Annotated in this window: 20 protein-coding genes and 1 tRNA gene; 15 read left to right on the top strand and 6 right to left on the bottom strand. The window is 54.3% G+C overall.

Annotated elements, in window-relative coordinates; genetic code table 11:
• Positions 1-16 precede the first annotated feature (16 nt).
• Positions 17-1,096, top strand: coding sequence for a 3-oxoacyl-ACP synthase III (locus RIB44_04075; protein MEQ8615750.1), 1,080 nt, complete (start codon positions 17-19; stop codon positions 1,094-1,096).
• On the opposite strand, the gene RIB44_04070 is transcribed toward RIB44_04075, so the two are convergent.
• From RIB44_04070 to RIB44_04055, 4 genes are all read right to left on the bottom strand, one after another.
• The gene (locus RIB44_04070) at positions 1,093-2,607 is read right to left on the bottom strand and encodes a serine/threonine-protein kinase (GenBank protein ID MEQ8615749.1); all 1,515 of its coding nucleotides are present in this window, start codon (positions 2,605-2,607) and stop codon (positions 1,093-1,095) included. The genes RIB44_04075 and RIB44_04070 overlap by 4 nt on opposite strands.
• Positions 2,608-2,851: 244 nt before the next feature.
• A complete protein-coding gene (locus RIB44_04065; protein MEQ8615748.1) occupies positions 2,852-3,670 on the bottom strand; it encodes an SDR family oxidoreductase in 819 nt (272 codons plus the stop codon).
• A gap of 56 nt (positions 3,671-3,726) precedes the next feature.
• A complete protein-coding gene (gene fabZ, locus RIB44_04060) occupies positions 3,727-4,161 on the bottom strand; it encodes a 3-hydroxyacyl-ACP dehydratase FabZ (GenBank protein MEQ8615747.1) in 435 nt (144 codons plus the stop codon).
• 39 nt (positions 4,162-4,200) lie between these two features.
• Positions 4,201-5,676 carry an NAD(P)/FAD-dependent oxidoreductase gene (locus RIB44_04055; protein ID MEQ8615746.1) on the bottom strand — a complete coding sequence of 492 codons (1,476 nt, stop codon included), beginning with the start codon at positions 5,674-5,676 and terminating at the stop codon, positions 4,201-4,203.
• A gap of 172 nt (positions 5,677-5,848) precedes the next feature.
• Here RIB44_04055 and RIB44_04050 point away from each other — a divergent pair, with 172 nt between their 5' ends.
• From RIB44_04050 to RIB44_04005, 10 genes are all read left to right on the top strand, one after another.
• A complete protein-coding gene (locus RIB44_04050; GenBank protein ID MEQ8615745.1) occupies positions 5,849-7,459 on the top strand; it encodes a PmoA family protein in 1,611 nt (536 codons plus the stop codon).
• The gene (locus RIB44_04045; protein MEQ8615744.1) at positions 7,456-8,187 is read left to right on the top strand and encodes a TIGR04283 family arsenosugar biosynthesis glycosyltransferase; all 732 of its coding nucleotides are present in this window, start codon (positions 7,456-7,458) and stop codon (positions 8,185-8,187) included. Before RIB44_04050 ends, RIB44_04045 begins: the two co-directional genes overlap by 4 nt.
• A 12-nt stretch (positions 8,188-8,199) precedes the next feature.
• A complete protein-coding gene (locus tag RIB44_04040) occupies positions 8,200-8,619 on the top strand; it encodes a J domain-containing protein (protein ID MEQ8615743.1) in 420 nt (139 codons plus the stop codon).
• A gap of 150 nt (positions 8,620-8,769) precedes the next feature.
• Positions 8,770-9,837: a UDP-3-O-(3-hydroxymyristoyl)glucosamine N-acyltransferase gene (gene lpxD / locus RIB44_04035; GenBank protein MEQ8615742.1), complete on the top strand. Its 1,068-nt coding sequence runs from the start codon at positions 8,770-8,772 to the stop codon at positions 9,835-9,837.
• A gap of 41 nt (positions 9,838-9,878) precedes the next feature.
• Entirely contained in the window at positions 9,879-10,775 is an 897-nt protein-coding gene (gene lpxI / locus RIB44_04030; GenBank protein MEQ8615741.1) for a UDP-2,3-diacylglucosamine diphosphatase LpxI, read from the top strand.
• A 183-nt stretch (positions 10,776-10,958) separates the two neighbouring features.
• Complete coding sequence (locus tag RIB44_04025) at positions 10,959-11,591, top strand: class I SAM-dependent methyltransferase (GenBank protein MEQ8615740.1); 633 nt, start codon at positions 10,959-10,961, stop codon at positions 11,589-11,591.
• Positions 11,592-12,012: 421 nt separating this feature from the next.
• On the top strand, positions 12,013-12,981 hold the full coding sequence (locus RIB44_04020) for a sigma-54 dependent transcriptional regulator (protein ID MEQ8615739.1): 969 nt from the start codon (positions 12,013-12,015) through the stop codon (positions 12,979-12,981).
• A gap of 580 nt (positions 12,982-13,561) precedes the next feature.
• Positions 13,562-13,741 carry a hypothetical protein gene (locus RIB44_04015; GenBank protein MEQ8615738.1) on the top strand — a complete coding sequence of 60 codons (180 nt, stop codon included), beginning with the start codon at positions 13,562-13,564 and terminating at the stop codon, positions 13,739-13,741.
• Positions 13,742-13,960: 219 nt separating this feature from the next.
• Complete coding sequence (locus RIB44_04010; protein ID MEQ8615737.1) at positions 13,961-14,488, top strand: hypothetical protein; 528 nt, start codon at positions 13,961-13,963, stop codon at positions 14,486-14,488.
• Between the two features lie 480 nt (positions 14,489-14,968).
• Complete coding sequence (locus RIB44_04005) at positions 14,969-15,697, top strand: PEP-CTERM sorting domain-containing protein (GenBank protein MEQ8615736.1); 729 nt, start codon at positions 14,969-14,971, stop codon at positions 15,695-15,697.
• A gap of 104 nt (positions 15,698-15,801) precedes the next feature.
• On the opposite strand, the gene trpC is transcribed toward RIB44_04005, so the two are convergent.
• Complete coding sequence (trpC, locus tag RIB44_04000; GenBank protein ID MEQ8615735.1) at positions 15,802-16,587, bottom strand: indole-3-glycerol phosphate synthase TrpC; 786 nt, start codon at positions 16,585-16,587, stop codon at positions 15,802-15,804.
• 75 nt (positions 16,588-16,662) lie between these two features.
• On the opposite strand from trpC, the gene RIB44_03995 reads away from it, so the two are divergent.
• From RIB44_03995 to RIB44_03980, 4 genes are all read left to right on the top strand, one after another.
• Entirely contained in the window at positions 16,663-17,832 is a 1,170-nt protein-coding gene (locus tag RIB44_03995) for a DUF1570 domain-containing protein (GenBank protein MEQ8615734.1), read from the top strand.
• Positions 17,833-17,900: 68 nt separating this feature from the next.
• Positions 17,901-17,973, top strand: a tRNA-Lys gene (locus tag RIB44_03990).
• Between the two features lie 303 nt (positions 17,974-18,276).
• A complete protein-coding gene (locus tag RIB44_03985; protein ID MEQ8615733.1) occupies positions 18,277-21,285 on the top strand; it encodes a serine/threonine-protein kinase in 3,009 nt (1,002 codons plus the stop codon).
• A 187-nt stretch (positions 21,286-21,472) separates the two neighbouring features.
• Positions 21,473-23,698, top strand: a complete 2,226-nt coding sequence (locus tag RIB44_03980; GenBank protein MEQ8615732.1) for a hypothetical protein — start codon at positions 21,473-21,475, stop codon at positions 23,696-23,698.
• On the opposite strand, the gene RIB44_03975 is transcribed toward RIB44_03980, so the two are convergent.
• Entirely contained in the window at positions 23,655-24,626 is a 972-nt protein-coding gene (locus RIB44_03975) for a bile acid:sodium symporter family protein (protein ID MEQ8615731.1), read from the bottom strand. The genes RIB44_03980 and RIB44_03975 overlap by 44 nt on opposite strands.
• Between the last annotated feature and the right edge of the window lie 104 nt (positions 24,627-24,730).

Raw genomic sequence — 24,730 nt, 5'->3', positions numbered from 1 at the left:
AACGGTTCCCCACCAGATGAAGTTTGAAAACGTCTGCCTTGAGTCCCTCGGGTACTATCTCCCTGAAGAGGTGGTGACGACTGAACAGTTGGAACAGCGTCTTGCAGCGGGCTACAAGCGTCTCAAGCTTCCCGAAGGCCGGCTCGAACTGATGACCGGCATCCGCGAACGAAGATTCTACACGCCGGGAACGACACCGGGTTCCGTGAGTGCCAGAAGTGCGAAGAACGCAATAGCTGCCAGCGGCATTGATCCTCACCAGATTGGGGCCCTTATTCACGGCTCCGTCTGCCGCGATTTTCTTGAGCCTGCCACCGCTTGTGGCGTTCATCATGCCGTTGGGCTCCCGCAGCAATGCATGATTTACGATGTTTCGAACGCCTGTCTCGGCATCCTGACGGGGATGGTGCAGCTTGCCAACATGATCGAGCTGGGCCAAATCAAAGCGGGGCTCGTCGTCGGCACGGAATGCGGACGTAATCTGGTCGAAAACACGGTCAAAAGAATCAACGAGGATGAAGCCGTCACCCGCAAGAATATCAAACTACTGGTCGCCTCGCTGACGATTGGTTCCGCTAGTGTGGCGGCCCTGCTCTGTCACAGAGACCTGAGTCAAACCGGGAATCAACTGCTGGGAGGAGCGGTAACCGCTTCGACCGATCACCATGAGTTGTGTCAAAGCGAGGGGTTGGAAACCTTCATGCAAACCGATAGCGAACAACTCATGCGACGAGGCGTTGCGGCAGGTGCCCAGACGTTCGAACATTTTCTATCCGAACTGAAATGGTCACGCGAAGATATTCGACGTACCGTCTGCCATCAAGTTGGCGTGGCCCATCGCAAGTTACTCTTCGAAGAGCTTGAGCTTGACGAATCGCTCGATGTCCCGACCCTTGAGACACTTGGCAACACGGGAGCCGCTGCTCTCCCAGTAACGATGGCCCTTGGTGCTGAAGCGGGGAAGTTTCAGCGGGGAGATTCGATTGCTATGCTGGGGATTGGCTCAGGAATCAACTGCCAGATGCTGGGCGTTCGCTGGCAACAGAGCCGCGTAGTGGGCAACGCCACGGATGTGGGTTACCAAGTGCAAACCTAGCCAAAGACGACAAACCCAACAATGACTGCTAGAACCGCGAAAACTCCCACGCCAACCATCGCGTAAACCCATCCGGGAGTCCCGTAGCTGGGGCCAGAGAAGCCTGGCGGATTAAGTGGATCAAAGGTGTCACTAAGATTTCGAAGTGGACGCTTTTGCTCCTGCTCCTTGGCGAGCATCTCTTCTTCAAAAAGCGAAACTTGCGGCCCGACGGGTTCGGGCTCTGGTGCAGCCTCAGTAGAAGAGTCGGAAAGATCGTCGCTCGAGTCTTCGGCTTCTTCGGCTGTTTCATCTTCGATTGGTGCTAGGCCGATATCCTCTTCTGGCTCGGGAGGAGCCGATGGTCTCCCAGAGTCGCTCGTCTTTTGCTTCGCACCCGAATCGCCGCTCGTCTTGCCCATCGAGGCGGCAAAGCGTCGAAACACATCGCTGCCAACGCCGCCCGAATCGCTGCTTCCCGTGCGTTTTCCGCTATCCCCGACATCATAGCCACGGTCAGCGAGCCAATCGGAGAGGGCTTCGTTCACTTCACCAGCAGTCTGGTAACGCTCGTCAGCGCTCTTCGCCATCATGCGGTTGCAGATGACGACCAGAGAGGGCGGCACATCGGGTCGGTCGTTGGCGATGCTCGGTGCCTCTTCGACCTGATGCTTGAGCAAACGCTCAGAAATCGTTCCCTCAGGAAATGGCGGATGGCCAGTTAGCAGGTAGTAGAGCGTGCAGCCCAGACTATAAATATCGGCCCGATGGTCCGCCTTGTGACTGTTGAGCGCTTGCTCTGGAGCGAGATAATCAGCCGTACCCAGGACATTCTCATTGTTCTCAAGCGTGAGCGATGCCTCGTCACCAACGAGCCGCGCAAGCCCCATATCGAGCAGCTTCACAGTGCCCTTTTCATCCAGAAGACAATTCGCTGGCTTGATGTCGCGATGCACGAGCCCCATTTCATGAGCATGGTCGAGCCCCCGTGCGACTTGAGCGATATAGTCCGCAGCCAATTCATACTTAAGTGGGCCATCCTCTTTCACAACGATGTGTAAGTCACGCCCTTTGACGTACTCCATTACCAGGTAATGGGTGTCGCCGTCTTGATCGATGTCGTAAGCACGCACAATGTTCGGGTCGTCGAGCTTGGCTGCCGCCCTGGCTTCGATGCGAAACCGATCTAGGTACGAAGAATCCGCGACGCGGTTTTTAGGCAGCACTTTAATGGCTACCTTGCGCTTCATCAGCATGTGCTCAGCCAAATAGACCTGGCTCATGCCTCCACGCCCTAGCAAGTTTAGCAGCTTATACTTGCCGAGCATGAAGCCTTTGTGCTTACCCAGCAGAAGCTTGTCCGCCTGCCACTGCGTCAGCAGTTCCGCTTCGACCAGCGCAGCCGATTGCTCTTCTTTCGTACTCGGAATCTTACCGCCATGTTTCACGGCAAGTCCCTCAAGGAACTGTTCGAGCGCTTCCGCTTCGACAAGCTTGCTGCGACGGACAAGGTCTAGAAATTCGCTGGCCACGGTGCTGTTAGGTTTGCCGTAGGTTTTGCGGCAGCAGCCAACGCAGTCGTCCCAGCAAAAATATCGAGGGCCACGACGCGGTTACTGCGTTCGGCTGCCAAATGCCTGATAAGGTTCTCTATTCACGTCATTACAATGGGGCCGACTGACCGCTCGATAGCGGAACCCGGCTCCCACAGTAAAGTGTAACCCAGATTGAACTTATAGCTAGCGTACACTAGAGAAGAGCCGTCCCCGATTCGCCCTACTCGCCCAAAGATTCGACGGCAGGCCGGATGAGACGTTCGTCGAAATAGTTGACCTCCATCCCAGCGTCTACCACGATTCGCTGAGCGTTTATCCCGCTAGAACGGGGACTTAAGAGAAATGCGGCGGCTGAGGCAGCCTCTTCGGTCTTCACGGCACGCCCACGGAGAGTCGCCCGCTCCGCGTAGAGGTAAGAATCGACATAACCCGGAATCCCCGCAGATGCCGAGGTCTTCAGCAATCCAGGTGCTACCGCATTGAAGCGGACTTCTGAGAACTTGCTGAAAGACTTTGCCAAGAACGCCAGGCTCGAATCGAGTGCCGCTTTGACTGGAGCCATAAACCCGTAGTTCTCGCTCGCCATGCGAGTTGTGGAAATCGAAATCGTTACGACTGAGGCATCCTTGGCGAGTAGGTCCTGCAGAGCCTTGGAGAGTGCAATCAGAGAGTAGCAGGAAATGTCGAAAGTTCGAAGTAATTGCTCACGGCTTGTTTCGTGAAACGGGATCATGCCCCGCTCATCGTAGTCAGCGAAGGCTATTGAGTGGACGACGCCGTGCAGTTGTCCGTACTTCTCCTTCAACAGATCGGCTAGCGTATCAATCTGCTCTTGGTGCTCCACGTCACAAACATGAACGCGTGAGCTGCCGGTCAACTTGGCTACGGACGTCTGTCGCTCTTCGGAACGCACGACGTAGACGACCTCAGCCCCTGCTGCTTCGAGCAGTTTGGCGATATGAAAAGCGACGCTCTTGCGATTCGCCACGCCGAACACGGCGATGCGTCGTCCTTCGAGTTGCAAGAAGTCTTCTGGCATCAAATCCCTCGAAACCCGACAGCTTACGATTGATGGCTCTGAAACAAAGCCATTGCCTAATGCCCAGTTCTTTCAGCAAGGGTGCAGGCGAAGTCGAAACGTGTGCAAACCTTGCCATCGACCATGGCTTTGGCACTTAAGAAAAACGCGCCTGAAAGTTGTTCGTTGAGCGTTACTTCAAACGCGACCGTGTCACCGGGCATGACCATCTTCTTGAACTTGACGTTATCCGCTCTAGTTGCCACAGGAACGGTATCACCGCCAGGCTCCGCATGTTTCGCTAGCAACACGGCCCCTGCTTGCATGGCCGCCTCGCACATGATGACGCCGGGGGTAATTGGAAAATCGGGAAAGTGCCCCGCATACCAAAACTCATCGCCTGAGAAGGTCTTGCGACAAACAATCCGGTCGTCGGACTGCTCAACGATTTCGTCGATAAGTAGAAAGGGTTCGCGATGCGGAATCGCGGCTTTGATGGCTTCGAGGGACATGCGAATCGCTGGGGTAACTTGGTCAGACTTTGGCAGGACTTAGCTGGCGACGTCCTCGACGACTGACTTTTCAAAACCGGCCGTCGAGGCGGAACTGTTATTCATCAACTGGCTATCGACTTCGTTGGCGACGATCACACCGTAGTTCATTGCGCCCAGCCAGCCACTCATGATGATGCCAACGCTACCCGCATGGTAGAGCCCTGCGATCTGTTGCGGCAGAGCCCGACTCACCGCAAGGCCCTCGAACTTCGTCCCAAAGCTCGCCCCTGCGGGGTGGTTGGTGTAATGCTTGAAGCTGCGAGGCGTGCTGGCTTCGACGTGGACCACTCGATCACGGATATTAGGAACGTACTTATTGAGTGCTTCGAGCGTGGTCTCGCAGAGGTCTTTCTTGCTCGCCTCATACTCACTCTCTGGCAGATGGGCCCAATCGTCGAAGTGAGCGTTCGTACTACTGACAATCAAGCAACGCGGCCGACCCTGCGGGCGTGTCTTTGGATAGTAAAACGAATAAGTGCGACTGGTGATGTCGCGGGAAAGCAAAGCCTCAGTCCGAAAGTAGGGGGCCTCGCTGCTGAAGAGCAAATCACCAAGCTCGTTGACGTCGAGGCGATCATCCTCTTCAAGCGCCATGTAAACCTGCGTACTACTATTGTTCAGACGAACGGCTTTGGCATCGTCAATAAATCCCTGGTCGAACTTCTCTTCTCCCACAAGATCGAAAATTGTCTGTCTAACGTTTGCATTGCTGACCACGGCGTCGCAGCGGATGGTCTTGCCGTTCACCTCAACGGAGGTCACTTTTTCTGCTTCGACGTTGATCTTCTGAACGTTTGATCGAATGCCGATGTCGACTCCGTTGGCCTCCAATTCCTCTTCCATCTGATGGATGAGCTTGTCGGTACCCCCTTGAAAGGTGAAGACCCCCTTAGACATGAAGTTGCTGAACACGATGCCATAGCTGATTGCCGGATCTTCGAGCGTGCTGCCGTTGGCGTAAGTAATCGGCTCCATCAGCAGGCGAATGACATCCTTACGCCCTGGGAAGAACTTCTCAAAGAGTTCTCCGGTGGTCATTTCTTGATCGTCGTAAAAATTCATCCCACGGGCCGTATCAAAGAAATCGTTCACGGCTTGGGGCTCGACCTGGAATTTTTCAATCAACTGTCTGGTAAAGTCTTCCCGTGTGAAACTCGTCCAGAGCGAGAACATAGGATTGTCAAAACGCACTCCGTCGAGTTGGACGATTGACTCCGCGATCTCCTTGGTCCAATAGCGACGGCAGCTCTTCACCATTCCGTAGGGGAAGCCGTGGAGGGAAATATCAAAGATGTGCCCCCCAGGGCGTTTGAACCAAGTGGCCATCCCCCCCAGCTTGTAATGCTGCTCTAGGAGCAGGACCGAGCGCCCCTGACGGGCTAAGATATTCGCTGACGTTAGACCAGCGAGGCCGCTTCCGATGACGACAACGTCGTAGTGGTCTTTGGTATGTTTGAGGAAATCGCGGGGCATATGAATGTGTGTGTTAGAAAACAGCCGACTAAACCTACAAAATAGACCACGGGGTGGCGTCTGGTCGAGGGGGCAGTGATCTTCCGCGTAAAGGACGACCGTTTTCTGGGGCATGCCGACAACACCCGATTTCGCTACACTGGCATATCGTTTTCACGCCTTGAGGAAACCCATGCCAATTACCGTTCGATGGCTATTTGCACTGCTTGTTTCGCTCGTCGCCACTCAGGCGAGATCTTCTGCAGAGGAACTTCCCGTTCTGTTCAAAGAAGGTTTTGAGGAGGGGCTGAAACGCTGGACGACTACTGACCAGCCCAATAAGCAGCCCGTCTGGCACATCAAGAAGGGCGTCATGCGAGACGGAGTTACCAATCACGTCTTACGTGTCACGGGTCCCTGTTCCTACCAGCCGCCGTACCGCAGTCCACACAGCATTGCATGGTCAAAGCAAGTTGTTGACGGTACGTTCGAACTCACAGCCAAAGTGCAAAATACGAATCGCAACGCTGGCCCTCATCGCGACCTCTGTTTTTTCTGGGGTGGCCAAGACCCGGCCCACTTTTACTATGTCCATCTAGGTGCGAAAGCCGACCCTCATTCCTGTCAAATCATGATCGTCAATGGAAGTGCTCGCAAAGCGATCACCCAGGAGAATGCGAATAGCACTCCGTGGACCGATGCTTGGCATCAAGTGAAGGTCCGGCACGAAACCGAATCAGGCCTGATCGAAGTTTTTTTCGACGATATGAAAAAGCCTCGGATGACGACCGTCGATAAGACGTTCACCTGGGGACGCGTAGGACTCGGCACGTTCGACGACCACGGCAATTTCGATGATGTCGTGGTACGTGGCAAAACGAAGGAGAAGCCCAAAGTCACCGGCGAGAAAAACGACCAAGGAGTGAACATCCAAATCGATGGAGAACCCTTTGCGGCCTATCTCAAGAAGTCTGGCCATCAGCCCGTTGTATGGCCGATCATTGGCCCCACGGGCGAACCCGTGACGCGATCTTTTCCTCTCGGACCACTTTTGGACAACGAAACTGACGACCACCCCCATCATCGTTCGCTCTGGTTCGCTCATGGCAACGTCAACGGGCACGACTTTTGGTTAGAACCGACAGGAAAAAATCGCACCGAAATTGTTCATCACCACTTTGTCGATCTCTCCGAAATTGGCAACGACCTTCGCCTTGTGACTCAAAACATTTGGACTGCCGGGCTCGAGAAAGTATGCGAAGACCAACGAACACTTATCTTTGGTGGCGATCGGGATGGCTCTCGTTGGATTGATTTCAGAATCGAAATCATGGCGACCGAAGGTGACCTCACCTTCGGCGACACTAAGGAGGGAACTTTTGCCATGCGGGTAGCGGGCACGATGAAAGTCGATGCAAAACTCGACGGCCATCTACTTAACAGTGAGGGCCAGAAGAATGTTGCCGCATGGGGACAGCCCGCGAAGTGGCTCGACGCGACCGGCCCCGTCGACGACGAGACGGTCGGCATCACGATCTTCAGCCATCCGAAGAACTTTCGGCATCCTTGCCGCTGGCATGCCCGCAACTACGGACTCATCACAGCGAATCCTTTCGGAAAGAAAGACTTTCCAAGTGGCGAACATAAACAGGGACCCCATACCATCAAGCGTGGTGAATCACTTGAGCTTCGCTACAAGGTCTGGCTCCATGAGGGCCGGCTGACAAAGCAACTGTTAGATAAAAAAAGCCGCTTTATTTTCGAAGACGTTGCCCTTCAATCCTCGGCCAGTGAAGCCTCTTGAATCTCTCAATCATCATCCCAACGCTCGACGAGGCGGCGACGATCGAAGTCGCAATCGATCATGCGTGGAATCTCTCCCCGGCAGAAGTGATCGTTGTTGACGGGGGAAGTGAGGATGAGACCGAGAGTCTCGCGAAGCGGAAGGCAAGCAAGGTTTTCCAAGCCCCTCGGGGCCGCGGCCCGCAGCAAAACGCCGGTGCCGCACTCGCCGCTGGCGATGTTCTGTTGTTTCTTCACGCCGATACCTGGCTTGCCCCCCAAGCTCGAAAGCAATTGGAGACTGACCTTGCCGACAAACAGGCTTGCTATGGGGCGTTCCGGCAAAGCATCGACGCACGCGGCGGGCTCTATCGACTTCTTGAAGCAGGAAATACCTTTCGGGCTAGGCAACTCCGCATACCCTACGGCGATCAAGGTTTGTTCTTCCGTCGCGAATTCTTCGAGTCCATTGGCGGATTTCCGAACATCCCACTCATGGAAGACTTGCGCCTGATGCGTGCATTGCGAAAGAGTGGTCATTCCCCAACGATTCTTCCGGGCCCAATCGTTGTCTCGGCTCGTCGCTGGCAGGAACAAGGCATTGTGCGTCAGACCTTGTTAAATTGGTCACTCGCGTGGAAAGATCGTCGCGGTGAATCGGCGGACAGGCTCGCAGCACGCTATGGCAAGGGGCAGAGAACAACTGGCAGAGCAAGTTCTGCTTCAGCTCATTCGAGGTCCGCTACGTAACGAAGCTCATTCATGCCTACTTACTTGCTAGCAGCCACAGCGCAGGAGTCTTGGCCGAACACGTTTGATAGCACGGTGATGGCCCTGTTCTTTGGGATCGCCTTTGGGACCCCCATCCTGGGCTATGTGTTTATGGTTCTCGATTTCCGCCGCTATCTGCGGTCCCTGCGCCGAGCACTCGTTGTCGTCACACGTCACGTCCCCAGAGTTCCCTACTGGGCATTGCGCGACCGCCCGAACTGCCTAACAACTTTGGGACTCTCCCCTGGCTGCAGCGAAGAAGAAGTCATGGAGGCCTACCGTGAGAAGGTGAAAACGCTTCACCCCGACCGTGGTGGCGATCTTCAAAGTTTCCTGCGTTTACAGGAAACCTTCGAAGAAGCGATTCGCACAGTTCGAGAGACCTCAGCCGCTGGCAATGCCAGCGAGTGACTGACCTTAGCGCCAGTCGTCCTCTTCGGTACTATCCGCAGCCGCGCGAGATCAGATCGCTGATCCGCGGTACAGATCAAATCCAGTTGCTTGCTAGCAGCCTTGCACTGTTTGCGGCTCAGTAAAACAGAGGATGAAGGGGAGACACGCATGGAGATGACGCTAGCCGAGTTGGCGGAAATCGTCGGTGGAAGGCTCAACGGAGAGGGCTCTCTCCGGATTACAAATGTGCGACGCCTCGCTCTGGCCGGCCCGACGGAAGTCACGTTTGCCACAGACGAAAGCCACCAAAAAGCGTTGGCTGCCTCAGAAGCTCCAGCAGCGATCGTCACCGCAGAGCTGGACTGCTCAGGAAAATCTTCAATCGTTGTCGACGATGTCAATGAAGCCGTGACAAAGGCCGTGTTGCAGTTTCGGCCTCGTCGTGAGACATCGAACAGCGGCATTAGCTCGCAGGCCATCATTGGCGAAAACGTTCGGCTTGGCGAGAACGTCGAGGTCCACGCAGGGGCCATTATCGGAGACGAGGTCGTTCTCGGTGACAACGTTGTCGTTCATGCCGGTGTCCGAATTCTCGCCGGATGTCGCATCGGGAAAGACAGCACTTTATTCCCAAATGTTGTACTCTACGAAGAGACTTCGATTGGCGAACGCTGCTTAATCCACGCTGGGGCTGTCATCGGCGCGTACGGATTCGGCTACGAAGAAACTGATGGACAGCATCTATTGTCGCAACAGTTGGGGTACGTGGAAATCCACGATGACGTGGAAGTCGGCGCTGCCACGACGATCGACCGTGGGACCTTCGGGCCAACAATTATTGGCGAGGGAACGAAGATCGACAATCTAGTGATGATTGCTCACAACTGCCAGATCGGACGGCACAATCTTATCTGCTCTCAAGTCGGAATCGCCGGTAGTACAACCACAGGCGACTACGTCGTCATGGCAGGACAAGTGGGCGTTCGCGATCATGTCCATATTGGAGAGCGAGCAATTCTTGGCTCCAAGAGTGGTATTCCCAACGACGTTCCCGCAGGCGAAATCATGCTTGGTGCTCCAGCAACTCCTGTTCGTCAACAAAAAGTACAGATGGCCGCCATTGCTAAGCTCCCTGAGATGCGTCGTCAATTCCGTGCGGCTCAAAAGCAACTCCAAGCTCTGGTAGAAAGCCAAATGTCCAAATCCAGCTCAGAACCTAACGAAAAAGCCGCTTAGTCGGTCAACCAAACAGCCTTCGCACGGGAATGTACCTTGCCATGAAGCTCTCAGCCGAAAGCCCAATCGAGAGTGATCTAGCTCCTCTGGGAGTCCTTGCTGGATGGGGAAAGCTGCCGCTTCGAGTCGCTGAAGCTGCCAAGGATGAAGGCCGCCCTCTCGTTGGACTGGGTGTCATCGATCATGCCGACCCAAAGCTCGAGGCGTTGTGCGATGAGTTCCTTTGGATTGGCATCGGCAGTGTCGGCAAGTCGATTCGATTCTTGCGCAAGCATGGCGTCAAGGAAGCCGTGATGGCAGGCAAGATTCACAAAGCTCAGTTCTTCAGGCCCGGCTGGTGGTGGCGACACCGTCCCGACTTCAAGTGCCTGACCGCTTTCTCAGGCCAACTTCTCTCAGGAACGAAAGATCGTAAGGACGACACCGTTATGCTGACCCTGATCGAAGCTTTCGCGGGGGCTGGCATTCGCTTCGAAGCACCAACGCGTTTTGCACCTGAGCTGTTGGTGAAAAACGGCCTCGTCGCTGGCAAGGCACCATCTGTTCGTCAACGTCGCGACTTGGATTTCGGTTGGAACCTAGCCAAATCAATGGGTGGCCTGGATGTGGGTCAAACCGTGTGCGTGAAAAACCAGGCCGTTCTGGCAGTCGAAGCAATCGAGGGCACAGATCTCTGTATCCAACGTGCGGGGGATTTGTGTGGGCACTCAGGGTTTACAGTCGTAAAAGTCGCAAAGCCTGGGCAGGACATGCGTTTCGACGTCCCAACCGTGGGGACTCAGACACTGGAGTCGATCGCCAAGGCAGGCGGAAACCTGTTGGTTGTAGAAAGCGAGCAAACGATACTTCTCGAAGCTCAGGAGTTTTATCGCACCGCCAAACGACTCGACATCAGTGTCGTAGCAATCAGTGACAACTCTGCCAAAGCGGCTGCTTAGGTGCAAGTTTTCGCTACAATCAAGTTCCGCCTTTCTATGGAGCTTGAGATGTTTCCTCAGAAGCAAACTGTATTGCCGATAGTGCTCATTGCAATCGGCAGTTTTTTCATCAGCGATTCTCTCGCCCAGAATCGCTTTGCGGAAGCTCCTAAAACCTACTTGGGGCGCACTATCGCCCCAACAATGAGTCATCTCCACGCTGGCTGGCTATTCCGTAAAAGCCGTGAAGAGGAAGAGCGCCCGGGAGAGCTCTACAAGTTTCTAGACATTCAGCGCGGTCAAACTGTTTGCGACTTTGGTTGCGGGAACGGATACCACGCAATTCAGATGGCCAAACGTGTGGGACCACGAGGAAAAGTGCTCGCGGTCGATATTCAGCCGGAGATGCTTGAGAAGCTAAATCGAAGGGTCGAAACGCGCGGGTTCAACAACGTCGAGCCGATTCTAGCAACGGACGAGGAGTCGGGACTGCCAGAAGGAAAAGTCGACCTCGTCCTGATGGTGGACGTCTATCACGAGTTGTCTGATCCGCCACCAGTTATGAAAGAGGTCAAGAAATCGCTGAAACCTGATGGCAGGCTCGTGCTGGTTGAATTTCGCGAAGAGGACCCAGGCGTTCCCATTCGCCCGCTTCACAAGATGAGCAAGCGGCAAGTCCATCGTGAACTGACCGCTCAAGGATTTTTGCTTGTCTCTCAGTACGACAAGTTGCCATGGCAACATGTCATGGTCTATGCCTCAGGCGAGGGTGGGCTTCCGAAAGTTGAACTCGAACCGTGGGCCCCGCCAGAAACAGAACAGAACGCCCCAAAGTAGCCTCTCTGGGCATGCTACTCAGCCTGTATGGGCGTTGGAGCCTCTTGTGACTGAAATCAACGTAAGCCTATCCATTTCAGTGACTTATGTCGTTTTCAGATCCTCTGGGAGTCAGTGCAATTGCGCTAACCCCTACCGACTCTCTAAATTCCTAATCGTTTTGTTGGCAAAGGTTTGAGCATTTTACGCAGAGCGATTATGATTAAAGCCGGAACAGGTTTGGCCCGCTGCTAGCAAGAATCGCTCGCAGCACACATCAATTAACCGTTTCATTTCAAGTAAAAACAGGCTGGAACGCTAGTGATTTGAACTTCTCTGCAGCTTTCTCGAAAGGTTTGCTCCATTTGGAGCATTAGCATCGCGATTGCCGCAGGCAAACAAGAGGGAGCAGGCTGACTTCAGCCTGTGTGGGAACTGAGAAATGACAACTTTTGCACCTCCGAGTCTTCAATCTTTCGCGGAACTCCCGCCGACAGACTCTGAAAGCCTATTAATCGGCGATGATGCGAACGTAGGACGCATCGCCACACACGCACAGCGTGCCGCCCAGGTCGAATGCACGGTTCTAATTACCGGCGAAACGGGCACCGGCAAAGAAGTATGGGCGAGAATGCTCCACCGCCTTGGCCCCCGACGGTCAAAGCCTTTCGTACCAGTCAATTGCGCCGCATTGACCCCTTCGTTGGCTGAAAGCCAACTATTCGGCCACGAACGTGGTGCGTTTACTGGCGCTACCGGTGCCAGCCTGGGTGTCTTCCGCACCGCTCAGCAGGGAATCGTCTTCCTCGATGAAGTCGGTGATATGCCCTTGGAATTGCAGGCGAAACTGCTTCGTGTCTTGCAAGAGGGCGAAGTCACACCTGTCGGCTCAGCCACGCCCGTGAGCATCGATGTGCAGGTAGTTGCCGCGACGAATCGCAACCTCGAAGAAGAAGTAGCGGCCGGCAATTTTCGCGAAGACCTCTACTATCGCTTGAATCTTGTCGAACTAAAGATGCCGCCACTGCGAGAGCGGCAAGCCGATATCCCACGCTTTGTCGAGTATTTCTCCGAGAAGTTCGCCGCCCAGTATGAACGTCCGCTGTGGAAGCCTTCAGCCGACAAGCTGCGTGACTTCTGCGAGTACCAATGGCCCGGAAACGTGCGGCAGCTTGGCTTTGTGATCGAACAGAGCTACGTCCTCGAATGCGAGCCCGTGTTGCCTGGTCGCAAGCCACAGGGTGATAGTCAAGTCGATCTCCCGTTCATTGACCTGGCAAAATTGCGTGAGGCAGCCGTTGAGCAGGCTCTCCGTACGACCCAGGGTCACAAAGGGAGAGCAGCAAAGTTGCTGGGGGTTCACCCCAATACAATGACTCGTCTTCTGAGCCAGATGCACGAAGAAAACTGACTGCGAGTCGCACGTAGTATTCACTGTGCTTTCCGGTTTGCACGAGAAGTGCTACCGGGACACTCTACGAGTCAAGTTCCAGTGTCTTTCTGGAACGTCTCGGCTCTGTATGCGCAACAATTCTATACGCCTTTATCTTCCTTCTCTTTGGAAGCGCATCTCACGGCTTGTCTTGCTCACTACATGCTATCACGAACGACTTCGGCTTTCACAATAGTTGTGAGTCTTCACTATTGTTGTGAATGAACCTAATGCTGCTTCCTCAGTAGGGTTCAATAAGATGTGCGCCAAATCGTTTCACCATTCTGGTGACAAGACCTCTCTCGCTTAACAGCATCCCGACTTCGTATTGGTGCTTCTATACGTGCAAGAAACAAAGATTGTTGCTTTTCGCAACGATTGGCATGGGAATCGCTTTGTAAATACACGCACTCTGCACGCAACTGCAGTGTGTGTGATTCGGTCTCACTATCCAGTGGTGCAGTTCTGCATCGGAACGAATCGCTAAACACAGTTCGCACCGTTCAGTCGTGAGAGCGACTTTAACGTTGCAACCTTCAGCTAATGCAAGGAGAGAAGAATGAGCCACATGCACCAATACGACATGGACAACATCGACTACAGCGGCGATCGCTTCGAACGACGCAAGTCAGCACAGGGATCGAAATCGAAACGACCTACTCATGGTCGTCGTCGTGGTAAGTCTCCGACTTCGGTCAATGGGATACACCGCCGTCGCAAAAAGAAATTGTCCTGGTAGTTTTTCCCTGCCAACTGATAACGCTGCTCAACTTTTTGACCAGTGTTTGTCAGTTTTTGCATGGAATGACCGAAGTGGGAGGCTCGTATACGTATCGGGCGATCCACCTCACGAGGACACGGTTAGAGGGCAGATTACAAGTGCACCGTTAACCCTAACGACAAGCGCCCTCAATGCTCTTGTCGAACTGAGCAGATTGCTCGGAGCTACACCTACTCGATGAACATTGTTGACAGTCCAGAGCTATCTGCACCGCGCACGGCTGAACTTTGCCCGCCTAGGCAAGGTCGGCTGCAGCTACAGAAGACCCACCAATGTCTGATTTTTGCCAGTTCGGGCGAGCGGCAACGGTTCCTGAGAGCTTCTGCTGAAGCTCAAGCCTGGGACGCAATTATCTGCTGTGACACCGGTGAGTTTCTACGTTGCGTTTTTCGCCGTCGGGTTCCGCTGATCATCATCGACGTCCCTGAAGAGGACAAGGTGTCACAGGAACTGCGTCGAGCAGCACAGTCCGCTGTCCGATCACAGGACAGTTTATTGGTTATTTGTGGTAAGGCCTCAACCTCTGAAGACGAGCTCTGGGCTCGTTCTTTGGGAGCTTGGTCGTTCTTACCGGAAGCGACTTCGCAAGAGGGAATGGAGTTCGTTCTCCAACAAGCGAGAGAAGCACTCTGCAGAAAAGAGGCATGTGCAGACTATTCACGTTCTCTGCATGTATCAGAAGAGCACGCCCAAACAAGTAGTTGAAATTTAATAGCAAACTCCCAAGGCCTAGCCCTGTGGAGATAACCCAATGAATAAAAAATTTGATGAAGACGTCGAGGTTGATTTCGGTCGCCAAAAGTCGAGGCAGCTACGACGTTCCGCTCAAAAACGCACTCACGCAAAGTTGACACGGTCAAGTCGTCGCAAAAACGCAGCCTCGGCCGGCCTGCATCAGCGTTGCAATAAGAAACACAGTCGGTAGCGACCACCTGGGCCAGACGTGGCTCGCTAGAAAGGAGATTCGATCTCGCCCCAACACTTCAACTCATTACGTCGCACCTAGAGCACACAATTCGCGACTTAACCGGAACCGGTCGGATGGCAACTACTGCCTCCTCCACTTACTCCGAGATCATAAACGTGTAACGGAAGCGATTCGAGTCTGATCAGATCGCTACCTGAGCACGACCCAACGGATTTTTCCCTGACTTCTTTAGTTATGCATTTATAAGGACAAGTACAATGAATGAAAAAAATCTTGTGAGAGCGAAAGGCAGCATTCGATCTCTTCGCGGCATCGCCGTCTGTGCAGCCGCTGCGATGGTCTTCGCCTTGCCTTCCTACTCACAGGCAGCCGTGCTGACCCTGAACGCCACAGGTGTGGATGTTCAGATCGATGGCACTGGCATGCGAATTTTTGACACGGCTCAACCGATGTTCACTGCTGCGGGGCCAGGTAATCCAGCCATTGCAGATGATGTTTCAACGGCAACGTTTTCTAAGGACGACACGCAGATCATGGAGTGGATGACTTCAGACAATGCCGAAGTTGATTGGCTGGTTGAAGACGGCGTTTCCGTGCCCGCTGCGGGTGTGGTGACAACGGTCCTACCTCCGATTACCGGGACCAACGAAATCCATTTCTTCGTTGGCGGAGCGAATTTGAGAGTGCAAATTACCGAACTCTCCGCGTTTCGATCACCGACCCCACAGGGAGTTCCGGGGATTCTGGTTCTCACTGGAACAGGGAATGTGATTGACCAAACATTGCCAAACGGAGAGCAGTACGGTGGACCAGTAAGTATCGCTTACACCTCTACGGATGCCATGTTTGGAACGATGGCAGCCTTTGGAGAAACAGGCGTTCTGACAATCTCTGGCGAATCTGTAATTCCAGAGCCAACAAGCCTCGCGCTTGCAGGCTTGGGAATGATTGGCATTGCGGTCGCTCGTCGTCGCAAAGAAGGCTAATCAAGAGTCAGATAAGAGGCACGCAAAACGCGGGTTGGCGACTTTCGCTAGCCCGCGTTTTTTCTTTTTGAGCACGGACAAACGAGAGCCTGTTTACCCTCTTTTCACCTCCTTAGTAGCTTGACCACAGCGGCAGAGATGTCCGGCTGTCGCATCAGCGACTCTCCTACCAGCATCGCGTCCACCCCAGCTGCATGAAGTTGCTGCACTTGCTGATGCGTGTGAATTCCACTCTCCGCAACTAGAACACACTCTTCGGGCAGCAACTCTTTTTGACGAAGCGTGTGATCGATATCCACTTCAAAGGTATGAAGGTTTCTATTGTTCACTCCGATCAATGTCGCCCCGGCGTCGAGAACCCGTTGCCGGTTCTCTGGCTCGTAGTACTCAACCAACGGTGTCATCCCCAAATCGATCGCCTCATTGTGCAGCTTGCGCAGGTTGCAGTCGTCGAGACACTCCGCAATCAATAGCACCGCGTCGGCACCCGCAATTCTCGCCTGCAAAAGCTGACGAGTGTCGATGAGAAAATCTTTCCGCAAGACGGGAATGTCCACGGCATCGCGAACCGCGGAGAGGTAATCCAGTTTGCCCCTGAAGAAGGGCTCGTCGGTTAGCACGCTAATACAAGCCGCTCCACTCTCGGCATAGGCGGTGGCGATCGTCACGGGGTCGAAATCCTCTCGGATAATCCCCGCTGAAGGGCTCGCCTTCTTCACCTCAGCAATCAGCGAGACCCCCTCGGGCTCCGCCAAGGCCGCAAAAAAATCGCGTATGGGCGGTCCATTGGCAGCTTGCTTTTCCAGTTCCGATAACGTGGTGTCAGCAAACTGCCGGTCGATTTCCCGGCGTTTTTCCGCGACAATTCGGTCTAAGATCGTTTCAGGCATGCCTATCAGTTTATGGCAACCGGGCCTGCTCCGCGAGTCAGCTATAATGAAGTATCCACAGGAAGACCTTCACGAGTGCCCACTACCGATCTAACCACGTTCGTCGCACAACGCCCCAAGCTCGCTGCTTGGACGGTGGTGCTATTCTTAGCCTGGCCTGCGACGGCGGTGGGACTCGACCGCGTCATATTGGAGAAAGGCTCTACCCTCTCGGGGAAAGTTCTCGTCGAAGCGGCCGATGGTGGCCTGCTTTTCGAAACTCCTAATCAAGAGCTTCATCTCCTCGAACCCGATCAGATTGCCAACCGCTCGAGCGACGACACCAAGTACGCGCGTCTCGAGGGCGATCAACTGGCTGCGTCACTGCTAGACGAACTTCCCGACGACTTCCAGATTCATAAGTCCAAGAACTACGTCATCGCGTACAACACGACGCGCACCTACGCCAAATGGTGCAGCTCGCTACTGGAACGGCTCAACAAAGGATTCCTCGGATACTGGCGGAGACACGACGCCGAGGTCAAGCAACCGAAGCAACCGATGGTCGTCCTTGTATTTAGCGATCGATCCTCCTACGCCCGCTATGCACGCAAGGAACTCGGAGCAGCGGTGAATTCAGTGATCGGCTACTACAGCATCACCAGCAACCGGGTCATCATGTACGATCTGACCGGCGAGCAAGCTAACTCTCGTCGTCAGAGTAATCGCGGCTCGATTCACGATATCACCGCCACGCTTTCCACGCCGGCGGCAGCTCCTTTGGTAGCGACAATCATTCACGAAGCTACTCACCAAATCGCCTACAACTGCGGCTTGCAAACTCGTCTAGCCGACAACCCCCGTTGGCTCAGCGAGGGCCTCGCGCTGTACTTTGAAACACCTGACCTCAGCAACTCCCGCGGCTGGGGTGGACTGGGGAAAGTAAATCGTCCACGCTGGAATCAATTCCGCATGGATTACCGCCAAGGAAAAACTATCACGCTGGAAAAGCTGCTGACCGAGGACAAGCTCTTAGCCGATCCCCAAACGGCACAGTCGGCCTACGCCGCCGCTTGGGCTTGGAACTACTACCTCATCCGTAACCGCCCCAAAGAGTATGTCGCTTACCTGGAGACGCTCGCCGCCAAACCGCAACTCATCTGGGACGAGCCCGAGGGGCGACTTACGGACTTCCAAGCCGCCTTCGGCAACGACTTCGAGACCCTCAAGGCCGACTTCTTCCGCCAAATGTCGCGCATCAAATAGCCAAGTGGCCAGGGGCTAGAACAAGTGCCTACTGAGCCGCTACAATGGTTGCTCTTGCGAAGGCTTCCGCTCCCTTAGCTCAATTGGCAGAGCAACTGACTCTTAATCAGTAGGTTCTAGGTTCGAGTCCTAGAGGGAGCACTCTTTGCCCGACTCGCAAGAAGTGCTCTCGGTGCACATTTCAGTCGTACAAATCTGTTTCTTGGCCTATAGATTCTACTTATAAAGACTGAGCAAGCTTCAATTCAGGCGATGATTCCCTTCGTGACAAGGTTTGCAGGATCTCGCATCGCCATCTGCATCGGCAGCTAAACCAGGCTGGCAGTCACTTTCAAACCTCATTGCTTGGCAGGGGTCCTGTGGCAGTTCATACTTTTCTGCTGCCCTCCTACCATACGGCCAATCAAATTCTTTTCGGATTCTCCCTACCTAACGAGTAGGAACATGCAACCCGACAACCATCTCCTCTTCGGCATCCTCGCTTATCAGAATGGCTTCGTCTCGCGTCAGCAATTGTTGTCAGCGGTTGATCAGTGGCTGCAGGATAAACAGCAAAGCCTAGATCAGCTTCTGTTGCGTGAAAATGTGCTGGCCGAAGGGGAAGCACAACTCCTGCGCGAGTTGATGGAGCAGTTGCTCGCCAAGCAGGGCGGGGCGGAGTCGTTGTACTGCACCGTGGGGCCGGACACCAACTCGTTGCTTGACGAATTGCGCGAACGCAACGATGCAGACATTTACAGCACAATCGGATATGCGCCGGCTGACACGACGCTTGAACAACCCAGGAGGACGCACGAAGGTACGGCTCGATTTCGGGTTCTTCGTCCTCATGACGAGGGTGGGCTTGGGAAGGTCTCGGTGGCACTGGATACGGAACTTGATCGCGAGGTCGCGCTCAAGGAGATCAAACCGCGGTACGCCGACGATCAGGCCAGCCGTGCACGGTTTGTGCTGGAAGCGGAGATCACTGGCGGACTAGAGCATCCGGGGATTGTCCCAATCTACGGCCTCGGTTCTGCTGCGGATGGTCGACCGTATTATGCGATGCGGTTCATCAAGGGAGATAACCTAGCCACTGCGATCCGCGAGTTTCACGAGAACGAAGACCGCTCGCAAGATACCGTTGGACTGCGGCGTTTGCTGGGGCGGTTCCTCGACGTGTGCAACGCGGTCTATTACGCCCACCAACGCGGCGTGTTGCATCGCGACCTGAAGCCGGGCAACGTGATGCTTGGCGAGTACGGAGAAACACTCGTGGTCGATTGGGGTCTCGCCAAGCCCATATCACAAGCAAAGTCTTCGAATAAAACGACTGAAAGCTTGCCACCTCAGGAATCACCACTCACTCCGCGCTCTGGTAGTGTCATTGAAGAAACTCAGCAAAGCTTTGCCATTGGCACGCCTCACTACATGAGCCCCGAGCAAGCACGCGGGGAACACGACAAGCTGGGCCCAGCGGCTGATGTTTATAGTTTGGGTGCCACTCTCTATACGTTGCTGACCAATCGCAAGCCGGTCGAGGGCGAAACGCTTGAGGAGATCTTTGAAAAGCTACAGTTTGGCAAACGCCAAACGGTCCGCGAGTGGAATCCTTGGGTCGACCCGGCTCTCAGCGCCATCTGCGAACGCGCGATGGCGATCGAAGCAGCAGACCGATATGGATCGGTCCGTCGTTTAGCAAATGATGTCGAACGCTTTCTCGCCGACGAGCCGGTCGAGGCTTACCCTGAGCCGCTTGTCCGCCGCACTCAACGCTGGATTCGAAAACATCCACGAATCGTCGGCTCGCTAGCGGCGACGTTGGTCGCCGGCATTGTGAGCGCCGCTCTAATCGCCAGCGTTGTTGCGAGCAGCAATCGTACACTTGGGAAAAAGAATATCGAACTCGAAGAGTCGCGTGAACAAGCCGTGCAGGAGCGGGACCGCGCAATCGAGGCGGAGCGCGAGGCCGAGAGAAAGACACGCATCGCCAATTCAACTTTAGACTTTCTCAGCAAAGACCTTTTTCTACAACTGAGCGCGCACGAGGCACTCCAAGAGTGGAAGAGGAATCCTCAGCCGGATGATCCCGAAGACGACATTTTTGCCGGAGAGTTTGAACTGGACTTACCTGAGGATGCACTCGAAGCGGAAAGGAAAGACTTTGCCTATGAATACGCGGACGATCTATTTCTGCTCTCCCCGGCGATTGTCAGTCAGGCGTTTCACGAAGACCCAACGGTCAAGCGACTCTCCAACATGACGCTGGTCGAAGCGCTCGACCACGCGGCAAAGAGAATCGAGATCCGTTTCGGCAATGACCCGGAAGTGGAATCGCAGGCGCACAAGATCATTGGAAGCGCTTATGCCTCACTGAATAATCTCCCCAAGGCGATTCCTGAGTTGGAAAAAGCCTTGGCCTCGCATCGCGAGCATCTGGGAGATCGCCACCCAGACACGTTAGCGACGGCAGCCAAGTTGGGGATCTTGCAAAGGATGGTTGGCGAAACTGCTAAGGCGGAAAAACTACTTCAAGAAGCCGCTGCAGGACAAAACGAAGTGCATGGTCCGACGCACTATCAGACACTCTCTTCGCAGATTTATCTGGCGAATGTGTATCTCGATCTCGGCAAGCCAGGCTCCGCGGAAAAGCTGCTCTTCAATTCCTGGGAGGCGATTCAAAAGTGGGACGTTTCCTTTGAGCGTTCGTTGCTAACGTTCACTCTTTTCCGTAGCCCCTACCCATCGACTCTCGTCCCCGAAGTGGATCTCGAAAAGGGAGTGGCCCCCAACGAAATGCAAGATATCGTCACGCTTGCGTTGGCTCAATCAATGTACCGCTACTTCACCCTCCGCCGCGAACGCGAAGAATACGCGCTCGCCGTCCGAGCCGCTGAGACGCCTTTGTTGAAACTTGGTATGAATCGGGGAGTCATATTTGACAAAGGGCGAAATAGCTTTCAACGGCAGTTAGCTTTCGCTTATTTAGAACTAGGAAAGTACGACTCGGCAGAGAGACAACTCGAGAAAGTCCTGCACGACATTAGGATTAAGCAACTTCCCGACCACGAGGACGCACAACTGCTCCCCGAGCTTGCTTGGCAGTCAAGCGATGTCCATCGGTTACTTGGCTTCTGCCGCTTGCAGCACGGAAAGTTCAAGGAGGCCGAACAGTCTTTGCGTCGCTGCCTAGAACTGCTCGGAAAGAATAGTCCAAAGGACTGGAGAACTCATCAAGCGAAAAGCCTTCTGGGTGAAACGTTGCTTGGGCAGGAAGAGTATGACTCTGCTGAAACACAGCTTCTCGGAAGCTACGAAGGACTTGTTGCCAGTAAAGAAGGGATTCCTGACAGCGAGGCAGACGTAATCCCAAGGGCCATCAATCGGCTTGTGAAACTCTACGAAGCCTGGGGAAAGCCGAGAGAAGCAGCTAAGTGGCAGGCGTTACTTGAGGCGAAGAATGATCAGGAATAAGCCCTAGATTGGCCGATTCACACATCCTTTGACAATCTCTTGCCGCGACTAGTACAGCTGATAAGATAAGAGCAGGCACTTATTGTCGACAATCCGCAATGCGGCCTTGTCGGACAGTCGCCCCAAACTCTCTGGAACAACTCCCCGGCCAACCTCAGGCAATCAACCTCTATTGCACGTGTTTTCGATGCGCAATCCCTCCATCAAGTGCTTGGCTGCCCTGTTCACCGCCATCCTGATATCGCAGCATCGCAGCACGTTCGCACAGACCAACCTAGTCATCGACGCGACGACGCAGCGATCCATTGGGGGCGTGAGCACGCTCGACCGTGCCAAGTATTTCAACCATTGGGGAACCTTCACCAACGGTCTGGGAAGCTTGGCCGATCAACTGATTAGCACCAGTGGATTGAACACATTTACCGGTCGCGAAACATTCGAACTCGATTTTTTCGTCGCTGGAAATGACGGCGAGGATCCGACGAACCCAGGCTTTTTCCGCGAGAGCGATCTCGTCGCAAACTTACAAGGCAGCTACAAAAACTACGTGCTAAACGATCCTCGTTGGGCTTCGCTCCGTAACCACCCCAATCCGATCTTCGTTCAGTCAGGCCGTGCGAATGGCGCATGGCCCGCTTGGATCAAGGACGGCACCACCCTGCCCATCAAAGGCGATGGGGCAGCTTATGCTCAGCTACTTAACGTCTACCTGGAAGAAGTTGTCTACGGCACAGGGCCGGGACAAGGGTATTTGCCTTTCGACGGAAGCCGTCACTATCTGGAGATCATGAACGAGCCGCAATTGGAGCTTTACAGCGGCCCGACTTGGAACGAGGTCATCGAGTTCCATAAGAACGTCACCATCGCCGTGAAAGAGGAACACCCACAGGCGAACATCGGAGGAGCTTCGGTCGGCGAAGCACCGTTTCCAAGCTGGAATCCTCACCGCTGGGACCTGGCGAAGCAAATGATGGACGACATGACCACCTGGCAAGACTCGTCCGGCAACCCCGTCGAGTTCGACTTCTGGACGTTCCATCCCTACGACGTTCACCGTGTTCGCACTAATGGCAATATCGAAACCCAAGTGCGCGAGTCGGTCGGGCATTTGGAAGGAATCATGGATCTCTTCGAGAACTATAGCGACATCAAGTTCGGCGATCCCAAACAGTTTGCGGTCACTGAGTATGGAGCAACGATTTACACCGAGGACGGCAGCCAGAATTTCGCAGGCTATACGCGTACCCGTCGCCAGTGGGACTTCATGCGCGACACCAAAAAGAAAATGCTCTCCTTCATGGATCGTCCTGATCGGATCATTAACGCAACTCCATTTGTCGCTCCGCAATGGTTCACTGGCAATACTCCCACCGAAGAGAACGGCGCCCACTACGCGTTTTGGGATCGTCAGTCCAACGGTACGTGGAAGGAAACCATCACCGCTGGCCTCTATCGGATGCTCAATGATGTGGAAGGCGAGTACGTGGGAATCGATTCTGATAATCAAAACGTGCAATCGGTCGCCTTCCGCAATGGCAACCAACTGCATGTAATTCTCAACAATCTCACGAACAGCACAGAGTTAATCAATCTTCAGGCACTTGTCGGGGACGCCTCGGTAACCAACGCAACGCTTGATCGAGTATTTTGGAATGGAACCGAGGGCATCTATCAGAACAACGTGAATGTTCTAGGATCCTGGCAAAACCTAAGCCTGACTGGGGAAGAAGGTGCCAAGCTAACGCTTACGCTGAACGAGTCAGTCGACTTTACAACTTCCGTCGTTGAGAGCACCTTCTACGGCGACGATGTTCAGGCTCCGATTACCTTGGCAAACGCAACCTCGAAGGTGATCAAAGTCGATGCCGACACGACGGCTGCCGTCTCCGCCAGTGTGCGAGTCGGCATTGCGGAGCGGAGCAACATTTGGAACCAGACTTACCAGATCTACATCAACGGCAACCCGGTAACCGTCTCCCCCACGAGTTCGGATGGGTTTAACGACTTAGACACATGGCTCTTCAGCAGCGAGGTAGATGTCCCTCTCGAGTTTCTCAACGATGGCAACAACGAAGTGTACGTTGACTTCACGACTAGTGGCGGGCAATTGGTGACAACTGCTCTCATTATTGTCAGTGACCTTTCGACTATCGGCGACTTCAACGCTGACGGCTCCATCGACCAACTCGACCTGACGGAATGGGAATCGTCCTACGGCACCGATGCAGGGGCCGACGCGGACAAAGATGGCTCCTCCGACGCCGCTGATTTTCTCATCTGGCAACAGAACCGAAGTAGTTCGTTGCTTGCCGCCTCAGCCTCCATCCCCGAGCCATCGGTGCTATCGCTTGTATTAGTGATCGGCACACTTACTCTGCTAACTCAGGGTCGTCCTGCTCGGCAGCTTCGCTAGCCGTCATCCGCCACCAGACGGCAAGAACGCTGCCAATCACTGAATGCGTCACAGCAGAGATCACACAGGGGACAGCAGCCAAGCAGACATTGGTTGTTGGATTCGTGAAGTGCTTAGTCGCTAGCACCGTTCCCAGCCCTGAATTCTGCATTCCGACTTCGATCGAAACAGTACGTCGTACGATTTCCCCGAAGCCAAACGCCCAAGAGACGCAGTAGCCTAACGCGAATCCACCAGCGTGCAACGCCGCAACTGCCATTAACAGTTGCGTTCCGTGAGTTTTCACAAGCTCAGCGTTCTTTCCCATGATGTTGGCGCAGATGAGAGCGATGACGATCACACTGACCAGTGGTGCAATCGTTGTCACCTTCTCAACCATCTTCGGCACCGTATGATGCAACGCAATACCCGCGATGACGGGCAGCAGAACGACTTGCACGGTAGAAGTAAACAGCCCCCACGCATCCACGGGTAATCGCTCCCCCACCAGCCACTTCGTCAGTAAGGGTGTAAGCAAGATTGCCCCGAATGTCGAACACATGGTCATCAATAGAGAAAGCGCAAGGTTCGCACGGGCGATGTAAGTCACGACGTTGGAAGCCGTCCCTCCAGGGCAGCAAGAGACGAGGATCAAGCCGACGGCGATCTCGTTCGGCAGCTCCAGTGCCGTAGCGATGGACCAACCCAGCAGCGGCATGATCGAAAACTGGGCGATGCATCCCAGTAGAATTGGCCGAGGCATGCGGAGCACACGGGCGAAGTCGCCAGCAGAAAGCGTGAGCCCCATCCCTAGCATGATCACCCCTAACCCCGGCACAAGGTACGGCCCGAACCACTCGAACAGCGGAGGATGTACCAACGCTGCCAGGCAGAAGCCAAGAACCCAAAGTGGGAAGAGATTCGCAAGGAGATTGAGGAAAGCAGCCACAGATTATCACGGCCCCGAGTAATAGATATGCCGACTACAAGCCGATGGCGAAGTGGTACTATAGTAGCAAATGATCATGAGCTGGCGAAAGCAATCGCCGCGAA

It is taken from the genome of Lacipirellulaceae bacterium (assembly GCA_040218535.1).
Taxonomy (GTDB): domain Bacteria; phylum Planctomycetota; class Planctomycetia; order Pirellulales; family Lacipirellulaceae; genus Adhaeretor.
Note: the sequence above shows the minus strand (reverse complement) of the source record. Positions and strands in the feature narration are given on the sequence as shown.

Coding starts and splice junctions, on each gene's coding strand:
- RIB44_04075 (MEQ8615750.1), top strand. CDS start 17: ATGAAGTTTGAAAACGTCTGCCTTGAGTCCCTCGGGTACTATCTCCCT.
- RIB44_04065 (MEQ8615748.1), bottom strand. CDS start 3,670: ATGCCAGAAGACTTCTTGCAACTCGAAGGACGACGCATCGCCGTGTTC.
- fabZ (MEQ8615747.1), bottom strand. CDS start 4,161: ATGTCCCTCGAAGCCATCAAAGCCGCGATTCCGCATCGCGAACCCTTT.
- RIB44_04055 (MEQ8615746.1), bottom strand. CDS start 5,676: ATGCCCCGCGATTTCCTCAAACATACCAAAGACCACTACGACGTTGTC.
- RIB44_04050 (MEQ8615745.1), top strand. CDS start 5,849: ATGCCAATTACCGTTCGATGGCTATTTGCACTGCTTGTTTCGCTCGTC.
- RIB44_04040 (MEQ8615743.1), top strand. CDS start 8,200: ATGCCTACTTACTTGCTAGCAGCCACAGCGCAGGAGTCTTGGCCGAAC.
- lpxD (MEQ8615742.1), top strand. CDS start 8,770: ATGGAGATGACGCTAGCCGAGTTGGCGGAAATCGTCGGTGGAAGGCTC.
- lpxI (MEQ8615741.1), top strand. CDS start 9,879: ATGAAGCTCTCAGCCGAAAGCCCAATCGAGAGTGATCTAGCTCCTCTG.
- RIB44_04025 (MEQ8615740.1), top strand. CDS start 10,959: ATGAGTCATCTCCACGCTGGCTGGCTATTCCGTAAAAGCCGTGAAGAG.
- RIB44_04020 (MEQ8615739.1), top strand. CDS start 12,013: ATGACAACTTTTGCACCTCCGAGTCTTCAATCTTTCGCGGAACTCCCG.
- RIB44_04015 (MEQ8615738.1), top strand. CDS start 13,562: ATGAGCCACATGCACCAATACGACATGGACAACATCGACTACAGCGGC.
- RIB44_04010 (MEQ8615737.1), top strand. CDS start 13,961: ATGAACATTGTTGACAGTCCAGAGCTATCTGCACCGCGCACGGCTGAA.
- RIB44_04005 (MEQ8615736.1), top strand. CDS start 14,969: ATGAATGAAAAAAATCTTGTGAGAGCGAAAGGCAGCATTCGATCTCTT.
- trpC (MEQ8615735.1), bottom strand. CDS start 16,587: ATGCCTGAAACGATCTTAGACCGAATTGTCGCGGAAAAACGCCGGGAA.
- RIB44_03985 (MEQ8615733.1), top strand. CDS start 18,277: ATGCAACCCGACAACCATCTCCTCTTCGGCATCCTCGCTTATCAGAAT.
- RIB44_03980 (MEQ8615732.1), top strand. CDS start 21,473: ATGCGCAATCCCTCCATCAAGTGCTTGGCTGCCCTGTTCACCGCCATC.